Below are 17038 nucleotides of genomic sequence, written 5' to 3'. Positions count from 1 at the left end.
CGCGATCTGCACGAACCGCCTACACGAGGGGTTCCCGTGAGATTCCGGTCCAGAGCGGCTGCGGCGGGCAGGGTCTACGCCGTCAGTGGCACGAATACGATCTCCTTCGCGATCGACGGCGCCGACACCACCACAGACGGTTTGCTCGGGTTCGCCGTGGAGCGCATCGACGCCGATCTCGACGAGCGGTACTACCTGCCCGGGTTCAAGGTCTTCGCATCGGTTGTGCCGAACCCGGCGCCCTACGTCCAGGTCAGTACGTTCGAGCACCCCATGCAGAGCTTTCTGTGGGACGACTTCACCGCCCAACCCGACCACGAATACACCTACGTCTTCCACCCGCTCAAGGGAAGGCCGCGCAAGATCGACCGCAGCGCAAGGGCGCTGGCGATCACCGTGCGGACGGAGCCTCTGGTCAGCAAGCTCGAGCACGACGTGTTGTTCAATCGCGGCGTGGCCAGCAGCCAGTCCTATCAGCGGTCCTTCGGCTCCGACCCGATCGAACTCCTCACCGAGCCGAAGCGCCGGGCAGCGCTCGCGTGGCTGAGCCGAGAACTCGACGACGCGATGCTGCGGTTCATCGACGACTGCCGCACCGGTGACCGGCTGCTGGGATGCTTCTACGAGTTCCGGTACCGCCCCGTGGCCGAGGCGCTCAAGGCTGCGCTGGACCGCGGCGTCGACGTGCAGCTGATCATCGACGGGAAGGTCAACGAGCACACCGACTCCGAGGGTTTCCACGAGAGCTTCCCCCGCGAGGAGAACCTCCGGCTCCTCCACGAGGCCGGAATCCCCGACTCGGCGGTCACGCTGCGCCAGGCGCGGAAGTCGGCCATCGCCCACAACAAGTTCATGGTGCGCATCACCGACGACGGACCGAGCGAGGTCTGGACCGGATTCACCAACCTCTCGCTCGGCGGAATCCACGGCCAGACCAACGTCGGCCACTGGGTCCGCAACGCCGGCGTAGCCACGCTCTTCACGAAGTACTGGGAACTGCTCGGCGACGACCCTGGTGGACGTCCCGGCGAGCCGCGCGCACAGGTGATCGCGAAGAACGCGGCGTTCAAATCGGCAGTGCTCGCGATGTCCCCGGTGCCGGCCGATCTCCGCCAGGTCTCGTCCGGCATCACTCCCGTGTTCAGCCCTCGGCCCGACACGGCCGCGCTGCAGTCCTATGCCGCCCTACTCGACTCGGCGGACTCCCAGGCCTGCATCACGTTGGCTTTCACCATCAGTCCCGCCATCAAGGACGTCCTGAAGGACAACGCCGACCTGGATCACCTCACCTTCATGCTGCTCGAGAAGCGCGACCGGCCAGATCCGGATCGGCCGGCCGCGTTCGTTCGGATCAACGCGAAGAACAACGTGTACCAGGCGTGGGGCTCGTTCCTCCGCAACCCCGTCTATCAGTGGGCACAGGAGACCAACGCCGGGCTGCTCGGGATCAACCAGCACGTCAGCTACGTGCATTCCAAGTTCATGCTGGTCGACCCCCTGGGCAGCGACCCCGTCGTGGTGACGGGATCCGCCAACTTCAGCGCAGCGTCGGTCAAGGAGAACGACGAGAACATGCTGATCATCCGCGGCGATCAGCGCGTCGCCGATATCTACCTCACGGAGTTCAACCGGCTGTTCAACCATTACTACTTCCGTAGCGTCACAGAGAGCCGGCGCCGCCGATCGGACGAGCCGAGCCTGTTCCTGTCCGAGGACGACAGCTGGGTGGGCGGTTACACACGCGGCGGCCTCAAGAGCAAGCGGCTCAAGCTCTACACCGAGATGACGGGGTTTCGGACTCTCTGAATTGCACTGCGTCGCTCAGCTCGTATCGCGGGCGGCAACCCTCTCCAGCGTCGACGCGATCCGCTCGAGCTGCCACGGGATGTTCAGCAGCGTCGGGTTGTTGAAGGTCAGGGCGGTGAAGGCGTCGGCCTGATAGACCCGGCCCTCCCGGACCGCGGGAATGGCCGTGTAAGCCGGATTGCCATCGAGCGACGTGCGTAGTTCCGGCGCGGCGAAGCCGACGAACATGAAGTCGGCGTCCAGCGAGCCGATGTGTTCCGTGCTCAGGGATCGATCTTTGACGGTGGACGTGACGGTCGGAGAGAGGACCAGGCCCAGCTGGGCGTAGAGCGCCACTGAGATCGTGGCCGGGTCGTCGATCACGGCGAAGGGCTGACCGGGGTCGTGGTAGAAGCTGGAACTGAACGTCCGGCCCTTCAGCCCCGGCAACCGCGCGGCGACGGCGTTGACGTCTCCCTCGGTCGTGGAGATCGCCTGCTCGGTCTGCGCGCTGCGCCCGACCGCGCGGCCGATCAGCCTGCTGACGTCCTGCCAGGTGGACGTGCCCGGCTCGTTGATGAACCCGACCGTGGGTGCGATCCGGCTCAGCTTGTCGTAGTAGTTCTCGAGCCCGTAGAAGTTCGTGGCGAGGATCAGGTCGGGCCGCAGCCCCGCGACCTGCTCCAGGTTGAGCGCGTTGAACACGTTCTTCAGCTCGGTGGAGCCGGACAGGTCGATCTTTCCCGCGAGCCACGGGTACCGCCCGCCCGGCAGGAACTCGTTGGCGCCATAGGCGATCGGGGTGATCCCGAGCGCCCCGAGCGTGTCCTCCTCGTAGCTCAGGGCGACGATCCGCTTCGGCTGCGCCGGGATCGTCGTAGTGCCCAACTTGTGGTGAATGGTGACCGGGAACCGGTCGGCGGCCGGTGCAGTGGGGGCTGCACCGGGCACCGTGGAACCGGACGCTGCGACACCACGCTCACCTGCGGTGCCACCGCAGGCCGCGAGCATCATGGCGATCACCACCGTCAGTGCCGCGGCCAGCAGCGGCACCGATTGCGACCTCGTTCTTCTGGGCAGCCTCGTTCTTCTGGGCACCGGGCCTCCGGTCATGCGGGGAGCGGACGGAACGGGCACACAGGCCCGTAGCGGCGTCGCAGAGTACGCCGTTCGGGGTTAGGGTAGGCAAACCTTCTAGCCCTGTAGGCGCGCGACCACCCATCCGCGGCGGACCCCCGGGGCGTGCACGGCCTGCCAGGCGGGATGGGCTGGGTCAGTCTCGCGTGTTCTCGTTCACCGAGCGCGTCGCATGGGTGAACGTCAGATGTGTGCGAGTCGCCCGTTTCGCGCGTGTGAGCCGCTTGTTCCGGACGCACTGGCATCGCGACGGCGGTCGCCTTGGCCGCCTGAGTCGTCTCAGGGGGCGCCTGTCAGAAGTGCCGGGGCCGTCGATGATCGCGGGGCAACATCGCGGCGAGCGCTCGGGAGGCACTCCTCAGCGCTGCGGTGACCTCATTGCGGATCACCGGGAAGGTGTTGCCGTGTCCTGGGATTGCGGACGGCCGGCAGGTACCGGTGGGCGAGCAGGTCGAGGTCGGGGTCCTTGATCTGCTTTGTGGCCTTCGGCCGTCAGACCCTGGGACTGGCGTTGCGTCCGCGTACCAACCGAGGGCCGTGTTCGTAACGTGGTCGACAGCGATCATCCGGTCGCGACTCAGCGCGACCCGTTCAGCGGGTGAGGAGACCGGAGCCGGAAGAGGCGCGGCATCCCGCCTCCCCCGGCTCCGGCATTCTCGGAGCCGTCAGCTCTGGTACTCGGCCGGCACCTCGTTGAGGATCACGGTCTTGGTCTCGAGGTAGGGCAGGAGGCCCTCGCGGCCCCCTTCACGCCCGATCCCGGACTGCTTGAACCCGCCGAAGGCCACCCCGAAGTCGGTGCGGAAGGCGTTGTGCCCGACCGTGCCGGAGCGCAACCGCCGCGCGACGGCGCGAGCCCGGTCGAGGTCGTTGGTGAACACAGAGGCGTTCAGGCCGTAGATCGTGTCGTTGGCGACGTTGATCGCGTCCTCCTCGTCCTCGGCGGCAATGACGCTGAGGACCGGGCCGAAGATCTCCTCGCGGGCGATCGTGGAGGAGTTGTCGACGTTGCCGAACACCGTGGGCTCGACGAACCAGCCGCGCTCGAGGTGCTCGGGCCGTCCGCCGCCGGTGGCGAGCACGGCACCCTCGGCGATGCCCTTCGCGATGTAGCCCTCCACACGGTCGCGCTGGCGCTGCATCGCCAGCGGTCCCATCTGAGTGGCGGTGTCGAACGGGTCGCCGACGCGGACCTGCGAGAACGTGGCTGCGAGGGCTTCGACGAGCGCGTCGTGCCGCTTGCGGCTGACCACGATTCGTGTCAGTGACGAGCACACCTGCCCGGTCAGGAAGCACTCGGCGCTCGAGAGGGTGGCGGCGGCCTCTGCGACGTCGATGTCGTCGAGGATGACGGCCGCCGACTTGCCACCCAGCTCCAGGGTGAAGCGCGCGATGCGCTCGCCGCAGATCGACGCGATCCGCCGACCGGCCGCGGTCGAGCCCGTGAATGCGATCTTGTCCACGCGAGGGTCGCGCACGAGCAGCTCCGAGACCTCACGGTCAGCGGTGAGGACGTTGAGCACACCCGCCGGCAGTCCCACTGCCTCGGCGACCTCCGCCATCAGGTACGCCGCCCCGGGAGCCTCCGGCGACGCCTTGAGCACGACCGTACAGCCGGCGAGCAGCGCCGGCGCGATCTTGTAGGCGATGAGGGACATCGGCGCGTTCCACGGGATGATCGCGCCGACCACGCCGACCGGCTCACGCACGATCATCCCGAACGCCCCGCCGCCGGTCGGCTGGGCCCGCTCTTCGAAGGGATAGGTCTCGGCCAGGCCGGCGTAGAACTCGTACACGCGGGGGATCCCGTTCATCCCCGCGCGGGCCACCTTGTGGAGCACGCCCGACTCCCGCGGCCAGATCTGGCTCGCGTCGTCGGCCCGCTCGCCCACGCCCGCCGCGATCGCGCGCAGGAACTCCGCCCGCTGGGCGTGCGTCATCCGAGGCCACGGGCCGGAGTCGAACGCCTTACGCGCGGCCTCCACGGCGCGCGAGATGTCGGGTTCCTTGGCCTCCGCGATCCGGAAGAACAGCTCCTCCGTGGCAGGCTCGATGACGTCGATCGTGGCGTCGGACGACGGCTTCACCCACTCGCCGCCGATGAAGAACCGGTCCAGGCTCCGCAGCGGTGCCCTGGTGTCGCTGGTGACGCTCATGTCGTGGCCCCCTTTTATCGGTTGCACGCTAGTCTCAGTGAGACTAGTTGACGATCGACAGGGGCGCGCCCCTGTGAACAGTGTGGATCCGAACAAAGGTTGAGACCGAAAATGGTGCGGACATCCCAGGTTCGAGCTCGTACGGGCCTGACGTGAGCCGCGAAGAGCCTCACGTCCTGTTCTCCTACGGCACGCTGCAGGAGCGCGACGTCCAGCTCACCACGTTCGGCCGGGTGCTGGAAGGGCGGAGCGACGCCATCATCGGCTACGAGGTCGACGTACTCGTCATCACCGACCCCGCGGTCATCGAGACGAGCGGCAGCGATCGCCACCCTGTGCTGCGGCCGTCAGCGGACCCTCGCGCGGAAGTGCCCGGCACGGCGTTCAGCCTCACCGACGCCGAACTGCTGGCAGCGGACCGCTACGAGGTCGACGACTACGAGCGGATCTGCGTTCCCCTGCGCTCGGGGCAGCGGGCGTGGGTGTACGCGCCGAAGAGCTGACCCCAGCTCATGGTGAGGAGGGACGACACATGTCGGAGAAGATCTGGTTCATCACCGGTGCCTCGCGAGGCTTCGGCCGTGAGTGGGCGACCGCGGCGCTCGAACGCGGCGACGCTGTAGCGGCGACCGCACGCGACACCGCCACGCTCGACGACCTGGTCGCCCGGTTCGGCGAGCGCGTGCTCGCACTGAAGCTGGACGTCACGGACCGGGCCGCCGACTTCGCCGCGGTCGCGCAGGCCCACAACCACTTCGGCCGGCTCGACGTCGTGGTCAACAACGCCGGGTACGGGCAGTTCGGGATGGTCGAGGAGCTGAGCGAGGCCGAGGCGCGGGACCAGATCGAGACCAACCTGTTCGGCGCTTTGTGGGTCACGCAGGCCGCGCTGCCATTCCTGCGGGAGCAGGGCTCCGGGCATTTCCTCCAGGTGTCGTCGATCGGCGGGATCACCGCATTCCCGAACGTCGGCATGTATCACGCGTCGAAGTGGGGCCTCGAAGGGATCAGCCAGTCGCTCGCACAGGAGGTTGCGGGTTTCGGCATCAAGGTCACGGTGATCGAGCCGGGAAGTTTCTCGACCGACTGGAGCGGCCCGTCGGCCCGGCATGCCACGCCGTTGCCGGCCTACGACGCCTATCGGGCGCAGGTGGCGGAGGCCCGGGCGAAGCGCGTGAGAAGCCCGGGGGATCCGGTGTCGTCGAGCACGGCGGTCCTCGCCGTCGTCGACGCCGAGGAGCCGCCGCTGCGGATCTTCCTCGGGGTGGGGCCGCTCGCCATCGCGACGGCCGACTACGAGTCGCGGCTGGCCACGTGGCGGAAGTGGGACGAGGTGTCGGCCGCCGCCCACGGTGGCCGCAGCTGACGCCCCAGCTCAATTCCCGCCGCGTCTGCGGCGATTGACTCGATCTTCGACACTGCTCAAGGAGGGCGACTATGGACCTGTCGTACGACAAACTGTTCATCGGCGGCGACTGGGTTGCTCCGTCGTCGTCCCGCACGATCGAGGTGTTCTCGGCGAGCACCGAGGAACCGATCGGGCGCGTGCCGGAAGCGGTCGATGCCGATGTCGACGCCGCGGTCGTCGCGGCCCGCACCGCGTTCCAGGACCCGACGGGCTGGGCGACATGGGAGCCTTCGGCTCGGGCGGACGCCATCGAACGTCTCGCCACGGCCCTCGATTCCCGCGGCACGGAGATGGCCCGACGGGTGAGCGCCCAGAACGGAATGCCGATCAGCATCGCCACGATGCTCGAGGCTGCGTTCCCGCAGGTCGTGCTGCGGTACTACGCCGGGCTGATCCGATCGGCCGTGCTCGACGAGACGCGCGACGGGTTGCTGGGCGGCAAGGTCCGGGTGCGCCGCACCCCTGTCGGGGTCGTCGGCGGGATCGCGCCCTGGAACTACCCCGTGACGCTCGCGGCGTTCAAGCTCGGCCCGGCGTTGGCGATGGGCTGCACGATCGTTCTGAAGCCGAGCCCGGAGACCGTGCTCGACGCCCAGTTGCTCGCCGAGGCGGTGGCGGAAGCCGGCCTCCCTCCCGGCGTGATCAACATCGTGCAGGGTGGCCGCGAGACCGGGGCGTACCTCGTTCAGCACCCGGGAATCGACAAGGTGGCCTTCACCGGGTCGACGGCTGCGGGTCGGCAGATCGCCGAGACCTGCGGGCGCCTGCTGCGCCCCGTGACGCTGGAACTGGGTGGCAAGTCCGCGGCGATCGTGCTCGACGACGCCGACCTCGGCTCGAACCTGGAGAACCTCTTCGCCGCCACACTGCTCAACAACGGGCAGACCTGCTACCTCGGCACCCGGGTGCTCGCCCCGGCCTCGCGGTACGAGGAGGTCGTCGACACCCTCACCGGGTTCGCGTCGTCGCTGCAGGTGGGAGACGCGCTCGACCCGGCGACGCAGATCGGCCCGATGGCGTCGGCCCGTCAGCGTGACCGGGTGGAGAGCTACATCGCCAAGGGACGGGGCGACGGGGCCCGGCTCACCACCGGTGGCGGCCGGCCCGCGGGGCTCGACAAGGGCTGGTTCGTCGAGCCGACGGTGTTCGCCGACGTCGACAACTCCTCGACCATCGCCCAGGAGGAGATCTTCGGGCCGGTTCTGTCGGTGATCTCCTACCGGGACGTCGACGATGCCGTGCGGATCGCGAACGACTCCGCGTTCGGGCTCGGCGGATCGGTGTGGACCGCCGACCCGGCCAGGGGCGCCGAGGTTGCCCAGCGGGTCCAGACCGGGACGATCGGCGTCAACGCCTACACGCCGGACCCGGTGGCCCCGTTCGGCGGAGTCAAGGACTCCGGCCTGGGCCGAGAGCTCGGACCCGAAGGGCTTGCGTCCTACCAGTCCGTGCAGTCGGTCTACCTGCAAGCCTGATCTCGGTGTGGGCGGCACGACCCGGTGGGTCTGGCGCCCACACCGGTTCCGGACGTGCAGAGGGGCCGAAAAGCCGGTGCCGCCGCACGTTCTCACCGCCCCGCAGATCGCAAGGAGGATCTTCGACATGAGCATCACCCCACTGCCGCCCCTGGATCGACGGCAGGCCGCCACGGCCGTTCTCGCCGCCAAGAAGCGCACCGGCGTGCGCTGGGCCGACCTCGGCAAGGCCATCAGCATGTCCACCGAGTGGACCACCGCGGCGCTGCTCGGGCAGCACCCGCTGACCGACGATCAGGCGGCGACCCTCGGCTCCGTGCTGGAGCTCGACCCTGCCGTCGTCGATGCTCTGACTCTGCCGCCAGTCCGCGGGAAGGACGTCAGCGACTCCTCCGAGCCGCTGGTCTACCGGCTCCACGAGGTCGTCCAGGTCTACGGCAGCGCGATCCACGAGCTCGTCCGCGAGGAGTTCGGCGACGGGATCATCAGCGCCATCGACTTCGAACTCGAGCTCGAGCGCGTACCCGACCCGAAGGGCGACCGCGTCCGCCTCACGCTGAACGGGAAGTTCCTCCCCTACCGCACGTGGTGAGAGCCGCAGTCGCCGCAGCTGCATGACGAGCGTTCCGACCTCTGCCGGCGCGATCTCTCTCGCGACGACAGGGGGCGGACCGCTCCGTCCACGGTGACCTCGGTCGCCTTCACCACCGCGACGGCGAGTGAGCCCGGCTCCAGCCGTAGCTCGCGCACCGCCTCCGCGCTGATCAGGGCCTCGATGAGGGTGCCGGCGCAGAGCATCTCGACGCGGGCCATGACGGTGTCGCCGGTCACGGAGGTGACCAGCCCGACAAGGCGGTTGCGGGCGGACCGCCCGATCGTCGAGGGATCGGCGACGGGACGGGCGCGCTCGCGTACGAGATGGGCAGCGGCCAGGCCGTCGACGACGTGCCGGCCGCTGTCGTCCGACTCCGAAGCCAGCTCGCCACGTGCGATCCAGCGACGGACCGTGTCATCGCTGACGCCCAGCAGGGCGGCAACCTCCACGACGCGCAGATGCGGCACTTTCACGATGCTAGATCCGCATCTGCCGAGCCTTCTCGGCGGGGATCCCCCTCCCCGGCGGCGCTCACACGGCTGTGATCACCCGCTTCCGCCCGGTCACCGGCGGCTCGCCGAACGGCACGATCTTGCGCCGTGATCATGCTGGATCCGCCGCGATGTCGGATCTATCGTGCTGCCCGTGGCGCATTCGCGGAACAAGACAGCGTTGGTCGGCCTCCTCGTCGGAGCCTTGCTCGCCGGCGGGTGCGGGACCGTCGCCACCGTGGCGGCGCCGGAGCCGGTTGCCGTCCAGGAGCCGGCAGCCGCGTCGTCGCCCGGACTGGTGCGCCTGACCGGCGATATCCGCACTCCCCGTGATCTCGATGCCGACGACCTCGCGGCGCTGCCGCACCACACCGTCGCGGTCGAGTACGAGAGCGGGTCGGGCCGTCAGAGCCACAGCGAAGCAGGAGTCCTGCTCGCCGACATGGTGCCGGCGGATGCCCTGGCCATCACCGACCGCAAGAACGACGTGCTTTCTTTCGGCGTTCTGGCGGTCGGCGCCGACGGCTACGCGGCTCTGGTCTCGTTCGGCGAGATCTCGCCCGAGTTCGGCGACCGGGGCGTACTCCTCGCCACGGCGGAGGACGGCAAACCGCTCGAACGACCGCGGCTCGTCGTCCCGGGCGACGTGAAGGGTGGAAGGTACGTCAGCGACGTCGTCGAGCTGCGGGTGATCAGAACTGCGGACTGACGCGAGGCATTCAGATTCCGCAGATGAGTATCTCGTATCAAGTAATCACCGCAGATGCGGTGCCCTGCGGGCTATCAACCGCCTAGGGTGGCGCCATGACGGGGGACGTCCAGATTCGCCAGCTGGAGTACGTGGTCGCGCTGGCCCGCGAACAGCACTTCGGCCGTGCGGCGGTCGCGTGCCATATCAGCCAGTCGGCGCTGTCGGCGGCCATCCGCAAACTGGAAGCGGAACTGGGCGTCACGATCATCGAACGCGGGCACCGGTTCACCGGGGTGACCGCCGAGGGCGCGCGGGTGGTCGAATGGGCCGAGCGGATCCTTGCCAAGCGAGACGCCCTGCGGTCCGAACTGAGTCGTGCGAACGGCGGCCTCAGCGCCACATTGCGCATCGGCGCCATCCCGACAGCGGCGCGGGCGATCGCGATCCTCGCGGGCGCCTTCCGCACGAGGAACCCCCGCGCACGGGTGCGGGTCGAGACGGGCGCAACTGAAGAGATCCGGCATCGTCTCGCCGATTTCACCCTCGATGCCGGCATCGTCTATCTCGACACGGACACGTCCCACGGCCGCCGCGGTGGACACGAGCTCTACCGGGAGCGGTACGTCCTGCTGACCGCGCAGGACGGTCCTCTGGGAGGCCGGAAGACGGTCGACTGCGTCGACGTGACCCAACTGTCGCTGTGCGCACTCACCCCGGCGATGCAGAACCGCCGCATGCTCGACCTGGCAATGGCGCGGTCGGGCGTCCAGCTCGTGCCGAGCGTCGAGGCCGACACAGTGGACGCCCTGCACGCTCACCTCAGCACCACCCGATGGTCGAGCATCGTGGCCGACAGCTGGCTGCACACCTTTGGAGTACCACCCGGAATGAAGGGGATCCCGATCGCCGATCTCGACCTGCGGCCCGTCGTCGGCATCATCACGGGCGACCGCGAGCCGGCGTCGATGGTGGCCGGAGCACTCATCGATGCGGCCCGCGATCCCGACGTGCGCGCCGAGTTCGCGCGGGCGTTCGCAGCGGCCCTCCCGGGCTCGAACGGTCCTGCCGCGTCGCGGCCGGCCGGTCGGTCGTCTCGCATCGGGCACACCCGGCATTCTCATTCGGCCGACTAGTCTCACTGTTACTAGACCACTCCGGAGTTCCACTGGACCCGCGCGTCACCACGTGACCGAGCGTCAAATCTCGTCCACGTATCACCGGCGATCATGTCGGCTCCTATGGGGCAGGGCATTCGCTGCCCCTCACGGCTGTCCCGACGACGGGAGAACAGACCATGACCGAACAGCCAATGACCGAGCAGAATCCCCCCGGCCGAGTCCTGCGTGACCTCAGCCATGGCGGCACCGTCGAGCCGACCGAGATCCGCAACAGGGTGAGCCGCGAGCTCGTCGACGTCTCCACACCGTTCGACTATCTCTTCGAGACCATCAGAGACGATCCCGCAGCGCACCTGCCCGCCGACGACCCAGCGGCCATGGTCGCGGCTCTGGATACGCTGGGCCGGCTGATGGTCGAATCTCAGCCGCCGGCGGAGGACCCATTCCAGTCCGGCGACGGCAACTCCACGATCCCGGCGGTCTACACCTACCTCGGCCAGTTCATCGATCACGACATCACCGCCAACACCGACCGCCAGAACGACATCGGGCATGTCACCGATGCCGACCTCCACCCAGTTCCGCCCGCCGACGTCATCAAGGGCATCCGCAATCTGCGCGTACCCGCTCTCGACCTCGACTCGGTCTACGGCGACGGCCCCACCTTTCCCGACGGCCCGCAGACCGAGGCCGGCAGCCTCTACGACGGCATCACGTTGAAACTGGGCCGGGTCGCGCTGGAGCCGAAACCCGACACAGCGCAGATCAGTGGCGTCCGAATTCCACTGCAGGCCGACCTGGAGCGAGATGTCCCCAGAGGGGTCGGCCGCAAGCCGAGCGAGGCCAACATCGGCGACGCGCGCAACGACGAGAACCTGATCGTCTCCCAGTTGCACGTGGCGTTCCTGCGCTTCCACAACAAGACCGTCGACTGGGTACGCCGCCACGAACCCCAGCACACCGACGACAAGGCGGTCTTCGAGCGCGCCCGGCAGCTCGTCCGCTGGCACTACCAATGGATCGTGATCAACGACTACCTGGCGACCATCGCACTACCCGGTGTCGTGGACCAGGTCCTGGGCGAGGGAAACAAGCTCTACGACAAGCGCGCCGGCGAGGTCTACATGCCGTTGGAGTTCTCCGTGGCTTCGTTCCGGTTCGGCCACACAATGGTTCGCGGCGCCTATGACTTCAACCGCAACTTCGGTCGGCAGGGCCACGTCCGGCCCTCGGCGCCGTTCGGCTTGATCTTCCTCTTCACGGGCAAAGGCGGGTTCAGCGGCCAGGCCGACACGTTGCCGTTCAACTGGGTCATCGAGTGGGACAGGTTCGTCGAGAAGGATCCTCGCTTCCCGGACCATTTCTCCCGCAAGATCGACACCAGACTGGCCTTCGCCCTCGGTGAGATGGCGAACGAGATCCCGAATCCTGCACCCGGCCCGGACATCACGGCGATCCTGAAGCAACTCGCGGTCCGAAACCTCCGCCGCGGGTACCAGCTCTCGATCCCGACCGGCCAGGCGGTAGCCAAGGTCCTGGACCTGGTCGAACTCACCCCCGAGGAGCTGACGCAGGGCAACAGCGACGAGCTCAACACCCACCTGGCCACCAGCGGGTTCCTCGACCGGACGCCGCTCTGGTACTACGTGCTCAAGGAGGCCGAGGTCCAGGCGAACGGCAACTCGCTGGGCGAGCTCGGCAGCCGCATCGTCGTCGAGACACTCGTCGGTCAGGTTCGCCACGATCCCGGCTCCTTCCTTGCCCAGTCACCGTCCTGGGTGCCGGAAAACGGCGTACTACTGCCCGACGGCCGTCCCGTCCTCACGATCAAGGACTTCCTCCGATTCGCGGGAGTCCTGCCGACCCGCCCGTGATCAGCTCCACCAGGCCGGCGCCGCTCTCGCAGGCGGCGCCGGGCCGGCAGGATGATTTCTTCGGTTCACGGAGCGTCGCCCGAATTGCGACGTAGCGTCATATGGCGCTGGCGTTGCTGGCGTCCCGATGTGCCCCTGGGGTATAAGGCCCAGGTGTGATGACGCGGAAACTCCGTGGGGGTGTCGACGAACACCTGAGCAGGTGATGCCTGTGTTGCGGGACCGTCACACCGAACGCAGGGCGCTTGACCAGTTCGTCACGGACGTTCGGACGGGCAGGAGTCAGGCTCTCGTGGTTCGCGGCGAGGCGGGCGTGGGCAAGACTGCCCTGCTCGGGTACCTGGTGGACGGGGCGCCAGGGTGTCGGGTGGAGCGCGCATCCGGTGTGCAGTCGGAGATGGAGATCGCCTTTGCCGGGCTGCACCAGCTGTGCGCTCCGTTGTTGGACGACGCCGAGCGGCTACCCCATCCGCAGCGGGATGCCCTCTACACAGTGTTCGGGATGAACGGCGGTTCCAGGCCGGATCGTCTTCTCGTCGGGCTGGCGGTGCTGGGCCTCCTTGCCGAAGGCGCCCGCGAACAGCCACTGATCTGTGTGATCGATGACGCGCAGTGGCTCGATCAAGCCTCCGCCCAAGCGCTGACGTTCGTCGCGCGCCGACTGGTGGCCGAATCGGTGGGGTTGGTCTTCGCGGCGCGCGATACCGACGAGGTCGCAGAGCTCGATGGATTGGTGCAGCTGCCGATCGCTGGTCTGCCGGATGACGATGCGCGGGAGCTGTTGAGGTCGACGCTGCCCGGGCCTGCGGACAACCGCGTTCTCGACCGGATCGTCGCGGAGACGCGCGGCAATCCGCTGGCGTTGCTGGAGCTGCCGCGAGGCATGACCCCGGCCGAGCTGTCGGTCGGTTTCGGGTCGCCGAGTCCACAGGCACTGCCACGCCGGATCGAGGAGAGCTACCGGCAGCGGCTCTCGCCACTCCCCGTGGCGACGCGGCAACTGTTGCTGGTCGCCGCTCTCGATGCACTGGGCGATCCGGTGCTGGTACTCCGAGCAGCCGAACAGCTCGGGATCGGGCTCGATGCCGCGCGACCAGCAGTGGAAGCGGGCCTGCTCGAGATCGGCGCCCGCGTGCGGTTCCACCATCCGCTGGTGCGCTCGGCCGTCTACGGGGCAGCCCTCCCGGAGGAACGGCGCCGCGCGCACCACGCTCTTGCGCAGGTGCTCGATCCCGACACCGACCCCAACCGCCGCGCCTGGCACGCCGGACAGGCCGCATCCGGACCCGACGAGGACATCGCCGCGGAACTCGAACACTCGGCAGGCCGCGCACAGGATTGCGGCGGGTGCGCCGCGTCGGCCGCGTTCCTGGAGCGGGCCGCCGAGCTCAGCGTCGATCCGGGGCACCGGGCGCAGCGGTTGCTGGCCGCCGCACACGCCACGCACCAGGCCGGCATGTCCGACGCAGCGGAGCGACTCCTGTCCCTGGCCCAGGCATGCCCGCTGAACGAGCTCCAGTCCGCCCAGGTGGACCTACTGCACGCTCAGATCACGCTGACCACCGATCGCGGTGGATCGGCGCCTTCCCTCCTGCTCAAAGCGGCCGAGCAGCTCACGACGCTGGACGCCCGGCTCGCCCGCGAGACCTACCTGGACGCGCTGATGGCCGCGATGCTCGCCGGCTCGCTGGCCAGCGGCGATGGCGTGCGCAAGACGGCCGAGGCCGCCCGTGCCGCACCTCCGGCCCCGCTGCCCCCGCGAGCGTCCGATCTTCTTCTCGACGGCCTGGCCATACGTTTCACCGACGGTTACGCCGCCGCGATGCCGATGGTGAAGCGAGCACTGAGCGCCTTCCGAAGCCCGGAGCTCTCCGAAGAGGAGGCGCTGCGCTGGCTGTGGCTGGCCAGCCGCACGTCCGCGCACGTGTGGGACTACGAGACCTGGAAGGTGCTCGCCACCCGCCACGTCGAGATGAGCCGCAAATCCGGCGCGCTCGCCCTGCTTCCCTTCGCCCTCAGCGCATGCATCATGGCCCACATATTCGCCGGCGAGCTGCCGGCGGCCGCCTCGCTGACCGAGGAGCTGAGGTCGGTCACCGAAGCGACCGGCGGTCCCCGCGTACGTGATCCCGGCCTGGTGCTCGCCGCGTGGCAGGGGTTACAGGCCGAGACCCTCCGGCAGATCGACGTCATGACCGAGGAGGTGCAGCGCCGGGGCGAGGGGATCGGGCTCACCGTCATCGGGTGGGCGAAAGCGTTGCTCTGCAACAGTCTCGGCCATTACGACCAGGCGCTGGCCGCGGCCAAAGAGGCCGCCGAACACCCCGCCGTTGTGGGCTCCGCAGCATGGATCGTGCTGATCGAGCTCATCGAGGCGTCCACCAGGTGCAGCACACCGGAACCCGCCACAGACGCCCTTCACCGGCTCGCGGAGACGACCCGTGTCAGTGGCACCGACTGGGGGTTGGGCATCGAGGCCCGCTCACGTGCGCTGCTGAGCGGCGGTCCGGCCGCCGAGAGCTCCTACCGCGAGGCGATCGATCGGCTCGGTCGCACCGCCATCCGCGGCGAACTCGGCCGCTCCCACCTCCTCTACGGCGAATGGTTGCGCCGCGAGAACCGGCGGGTCGACGCACGCGTGCAGCTGCGCACCGCCCACGACATCTTCACCGAAATGGGCGCTGCGGGATTCGCCCAGCGTGCCGCCCGCGAGCTACGGGCAACCGGCGAAACTGCTCGCAAACGTACAGCCGAAACCAGCAGTGAGCTCACCGCTCAAGAGACCCAGATCGTACGACTCGTTCGTGACGGCCTCACGAACGCCGAAATCGCGGCCCGGCTGTTCATCAGCCCGCGGACCGTGGCATGGCATATGCAAGGAATCTTCGGCAAGCTCAATGTCACCTCACGCAGACAGCTCCGTCTCTGACCAGCGGCTCTGGCGGGCCGCGACGCCTGCGGTTGTGCGGTTGGCCACGTGATCTATCAATAGTTCACGCCACCTGATTGGCTCGACTCGCCGACACCGGGGGGTGGGCATGAGAGCGACTGCTCTCGCGCTGGGCGCCGCTGTCATGGCGAGCGCCCTCACGGCAACGCCAGGAGGCCACGCCTCTGTCGTCATGCAGACCGTATATGTATCGACGAAGGCCGCCGACAATGCGGCCGGCCGTAGCTGCTCAAGCGCCGCCTACGATTCCATCAGCAAGGGAGTCGCGGCCGTTGCAGCCGGGGGCCGCGTCGTCGTCTGCGACGGCACCTACCACGAGGGCGTGTCAGTGCAGAAGCCGCTGACGATCGACGGCCGGGGAAATGCCACGATCGACGCCACGAACATGACCAACGGCATCACGGTTACCGCATCCGACGTCACGCTCACCGGTCTCATCGTGAGAAACGCGATCGGCGAGGGCATCCTCGTGCGGAACGCGGATCGCACCGAGATCGCGGACAACGTCGTGGCGGGCAACAATACGGGCCTGCGGTTGGCAGATCCGGTACCCAACGACTATCCACCGTGCCACCTGCCGGTCGGTCCGGACTGCGGAGAGAGCATCCATCTGCTCGGCAGCTCGCACGCCATCGTCCGGGGCAACATCATCACCGACGGCACCGGAGGAGTGCTCCTCTCGGACGAGACCGGGCCGACGGCGCACAACCAGATCGTGGGCAATATCGTCGCCGACAACACCACCGCATGTGGCGTCACCCTTGCCGGCCATAACGAGCACGGCGCTCCCGGCGGTGTGCCCGACCCCCGAGTCGGCGGAGTGTTCGACAACGTTGTCGAGCACAATGCGATTTTCCGAAACGGATTACAGGGGAAAACCGGAGGCGCCGGCGTACAGATGGCCACACCGGTGCACGGCGGGGCCGTCTACCGGAACACCGTCTCGCAGAACATCATCGACCACAACGGTCACCCGGGCGTGACCCTGCACAGTCACGAGACCGGCCAGTATATGGACGGCAACTCGGTCACGCGGAACCGAATCGGCAGTAACAACGTCAACGGTGACGCGGACTTCACCGCCAAGGACCCCGAGCGCACCGGAATCTTCATCGGCACGGTCGGCTCGATGTCCATCGAGGTCAAGGACAACACCGTCAACCGAGATCAGTACGGGATCTTCACATCCGGTCCGGTCACAGTGACCGGCGAGCGCGAGAACTCGTTCTCGAACGTGGTCGTGGCAGTTTCACGCAACTGATCGATCAGGCCTTGAACGAACGGCACCGCCGTCCAATAGATCTGTGAGTGTCGCTGCGGTGCTCCTGGGTGGAGGACCAGCAGGCTCGGTGCCCGGT

12 protein-coding genes and 1 pseudogene are annotated in these 17038 nt (G+C 68.1%); 10 read left to right on the top strand and 3 right to left on the bottom strand.

Annotated elements, in window-relative coordinates; translation table 11 throughout:
- Positions 1–36 precede the first annotated feature (36 nt).
- Complete coding sequence (locus tag ABD743_RS18140; protein ID WP_344723270.1) at positions 37–1806, top strand: phospholipase D-like domain-containing protein; 1770 nt, start codon at positions 37–39, stop codon at positions 1804–1806.
- Between the two features lie 15 nt (positions 1807–1821).
- Here the strand turns inward: ABD743_RS18140 and ABD743_RS18135 are convergent, their stop codons facing one another.
- The gene (locus tag ABD743_RS18135; RefSeq protein ID WP_344723269.1) at positions 1822–2838 is read right to left on the bottom strand and encodes an iron-siderophore ABC transporter substrate-binding protein; all 1017 of its coding nucleotides are present in this window, start codon (positions 2836–2838) and stop codon (positions 1822–1824) included.
- Between the two features lie 749 nt (positions 2839–3587).
- Positions 3588–5078 carry an aldehyde dehydrogenase gene (locus ABD743_RS18130; protein WP_344723268.1) on the bottom strand — a complete coding sequence of 497 codons (1491 nt, stop codon included), beginning with the start codon at positions 5076–5078 and terminating at the stop codon, positions 3588–3590.
- 152 nt (positions 5079–5230) lie between these two features.
- Here ABD743_RS18130 and ABD743_RS18125 point away from each other — a divergent pair, with 152 nt between their 5' ends.
- The 4 genes from ABD743_RS18125 (at position 5231) to cynS (ending at position 8553) form a co-directional block, all read left to right on the top strand.
- The gene (locus ABD743_RS18125; protein ID WP_344723267.1) at positions 5231–5581 is read left to right on the top strand and encodes a gamma-glutamylcyclotransferase family protein; all 351 of its coding nucleotides are present in this window, start codon (positions 5231–5233) and stop codon (positions 5579–5581) included.
- Between the two features lie 29 nt (positions 5582–5610).
- Positions 5611–6444: an SDR family oxidoreductase gene (locus ABD743_RS18120; RefSeq protein WP_344723266.1), complete on the top strand. Its 834-nt coding sequence runs from the start codon at positions 5611–5613 to the stop codon at positions 6442–6444.
- Between the two features lie 71 nt (positions 6445–6515).
- Complete coding sequence (locus tag ABD743_RS18115) at positions 6516–7961, top strand: aldehyde dehydrogenase (RefSeq protein WP_344723265.1); 1446 nt, start codon at positions 6516–6518, stop codon at positions 7959–7961.
- A gap of 127 nt (positions 7962–8088) precedes the next feature.
- On the top strand, positions 8089–8553 hold the full coding sequence (gene cynS / locus ABD743_RS18110) for a cyanase (protein WP_344723264.1): 465 nt from the start codon (positions 8089–8091) through the stop codon (positions 8551–8553).
- 86 nt (positions 8554–8639) lie between these two features.
- Here cynS and ABD743_RS18105 read toward each other — a convergent pair.
- A pseudogene (locus tag ABD743_RS18105) lies at positions 8640–9023 on the bottom strand (TOBE domain-containing protein); the annotation flags it as partial.
- A 178-nt stretch (positions 9024–9201) separates the two neighbouring features.
- On the opposite strand from ABD743_RS18105, the gene ABD743_RS18100 reads away from it, so the two are divergent.
- The 5 genes from ABD743_RS18100 (at position 9202) to ABD743_RS18080 (ending at position 16941) form a co-directional block, all read left to right on the top strand.
- On the top strand, positions 9202–9756 hold the full coding sequence (locus tag ABD743_RS18100) for a hypothetical protein (RefSeq protein WP_344723263.1): 555 nt from the start codon (positions 9202–9204) through the stop codon (positions 9754–9756).
- 95 nt (positions 9757–9851) lie between these two features.
- Positions 9852–10871 (top strand): LysR family transcriptional regulator, encoded by a 1020-nt coding sequence (locus tag ABD743_RS18095; protein WP_344723262.1) that lies wholly within the window; start codon positions 9852–9854, stop codon positions 10869–10871.
- A 161-nt stretch (positions 10872–11032) separates the two neighbouring features.
- Positions 11033–12730 (top strand): peroxidase family protein, encoded by a 1698-nt coding sequence (locus ABD743_RS18090; RefSeq protein ID WP_344723261.1) that lies wholly within the window; start codon positions 11033–11035, stop codon positions 12728–12730.
- Positions 12731–12857: 127 nt separating this feature from the next.
- The gene (locus ABD743_RS18085) at positions 12858–15659 is read left to right on the top strand and encodes an ATP-binding protein (protein ID WP_379659427.1); all 2802 of its coding nucleotides are present in this window, start codon (positions 12858–12860) and stop codon (positions 15657–15659) included.
- Positions 15660–15804: 145 nt separating this feature from the next.
- On the top strand, positions 15805–16941 hold the full coding sequence (locus ABD743_RS18080; RefSeq protein ID WP_344723259.1) for a right-handed parallel beta-helix repeat-containing protein: 1137 nt from the start codon (positions 15805–15807) through the stop codon (positions 16939–16941).
- The last annotated feature ends 97 nt before the right edge of the window (positions 16942–17038 follow it).

Source organism: Pseudonocardia yunnanensis (assembly GCF_039534065.1).
GTDB classification, from domain to species: domain Bacteria; phylum Actinomycetota; class Actinomycetes; order Mycobacteriales; family Pseudonocardiaceae; genus Pseudonocardia; species Pseudonocardia yunnanensis.
Note: the sequence above shows the minus strand (reverse complement) of the source record. Positions and strands in the feature narration are given on the sequence as shown.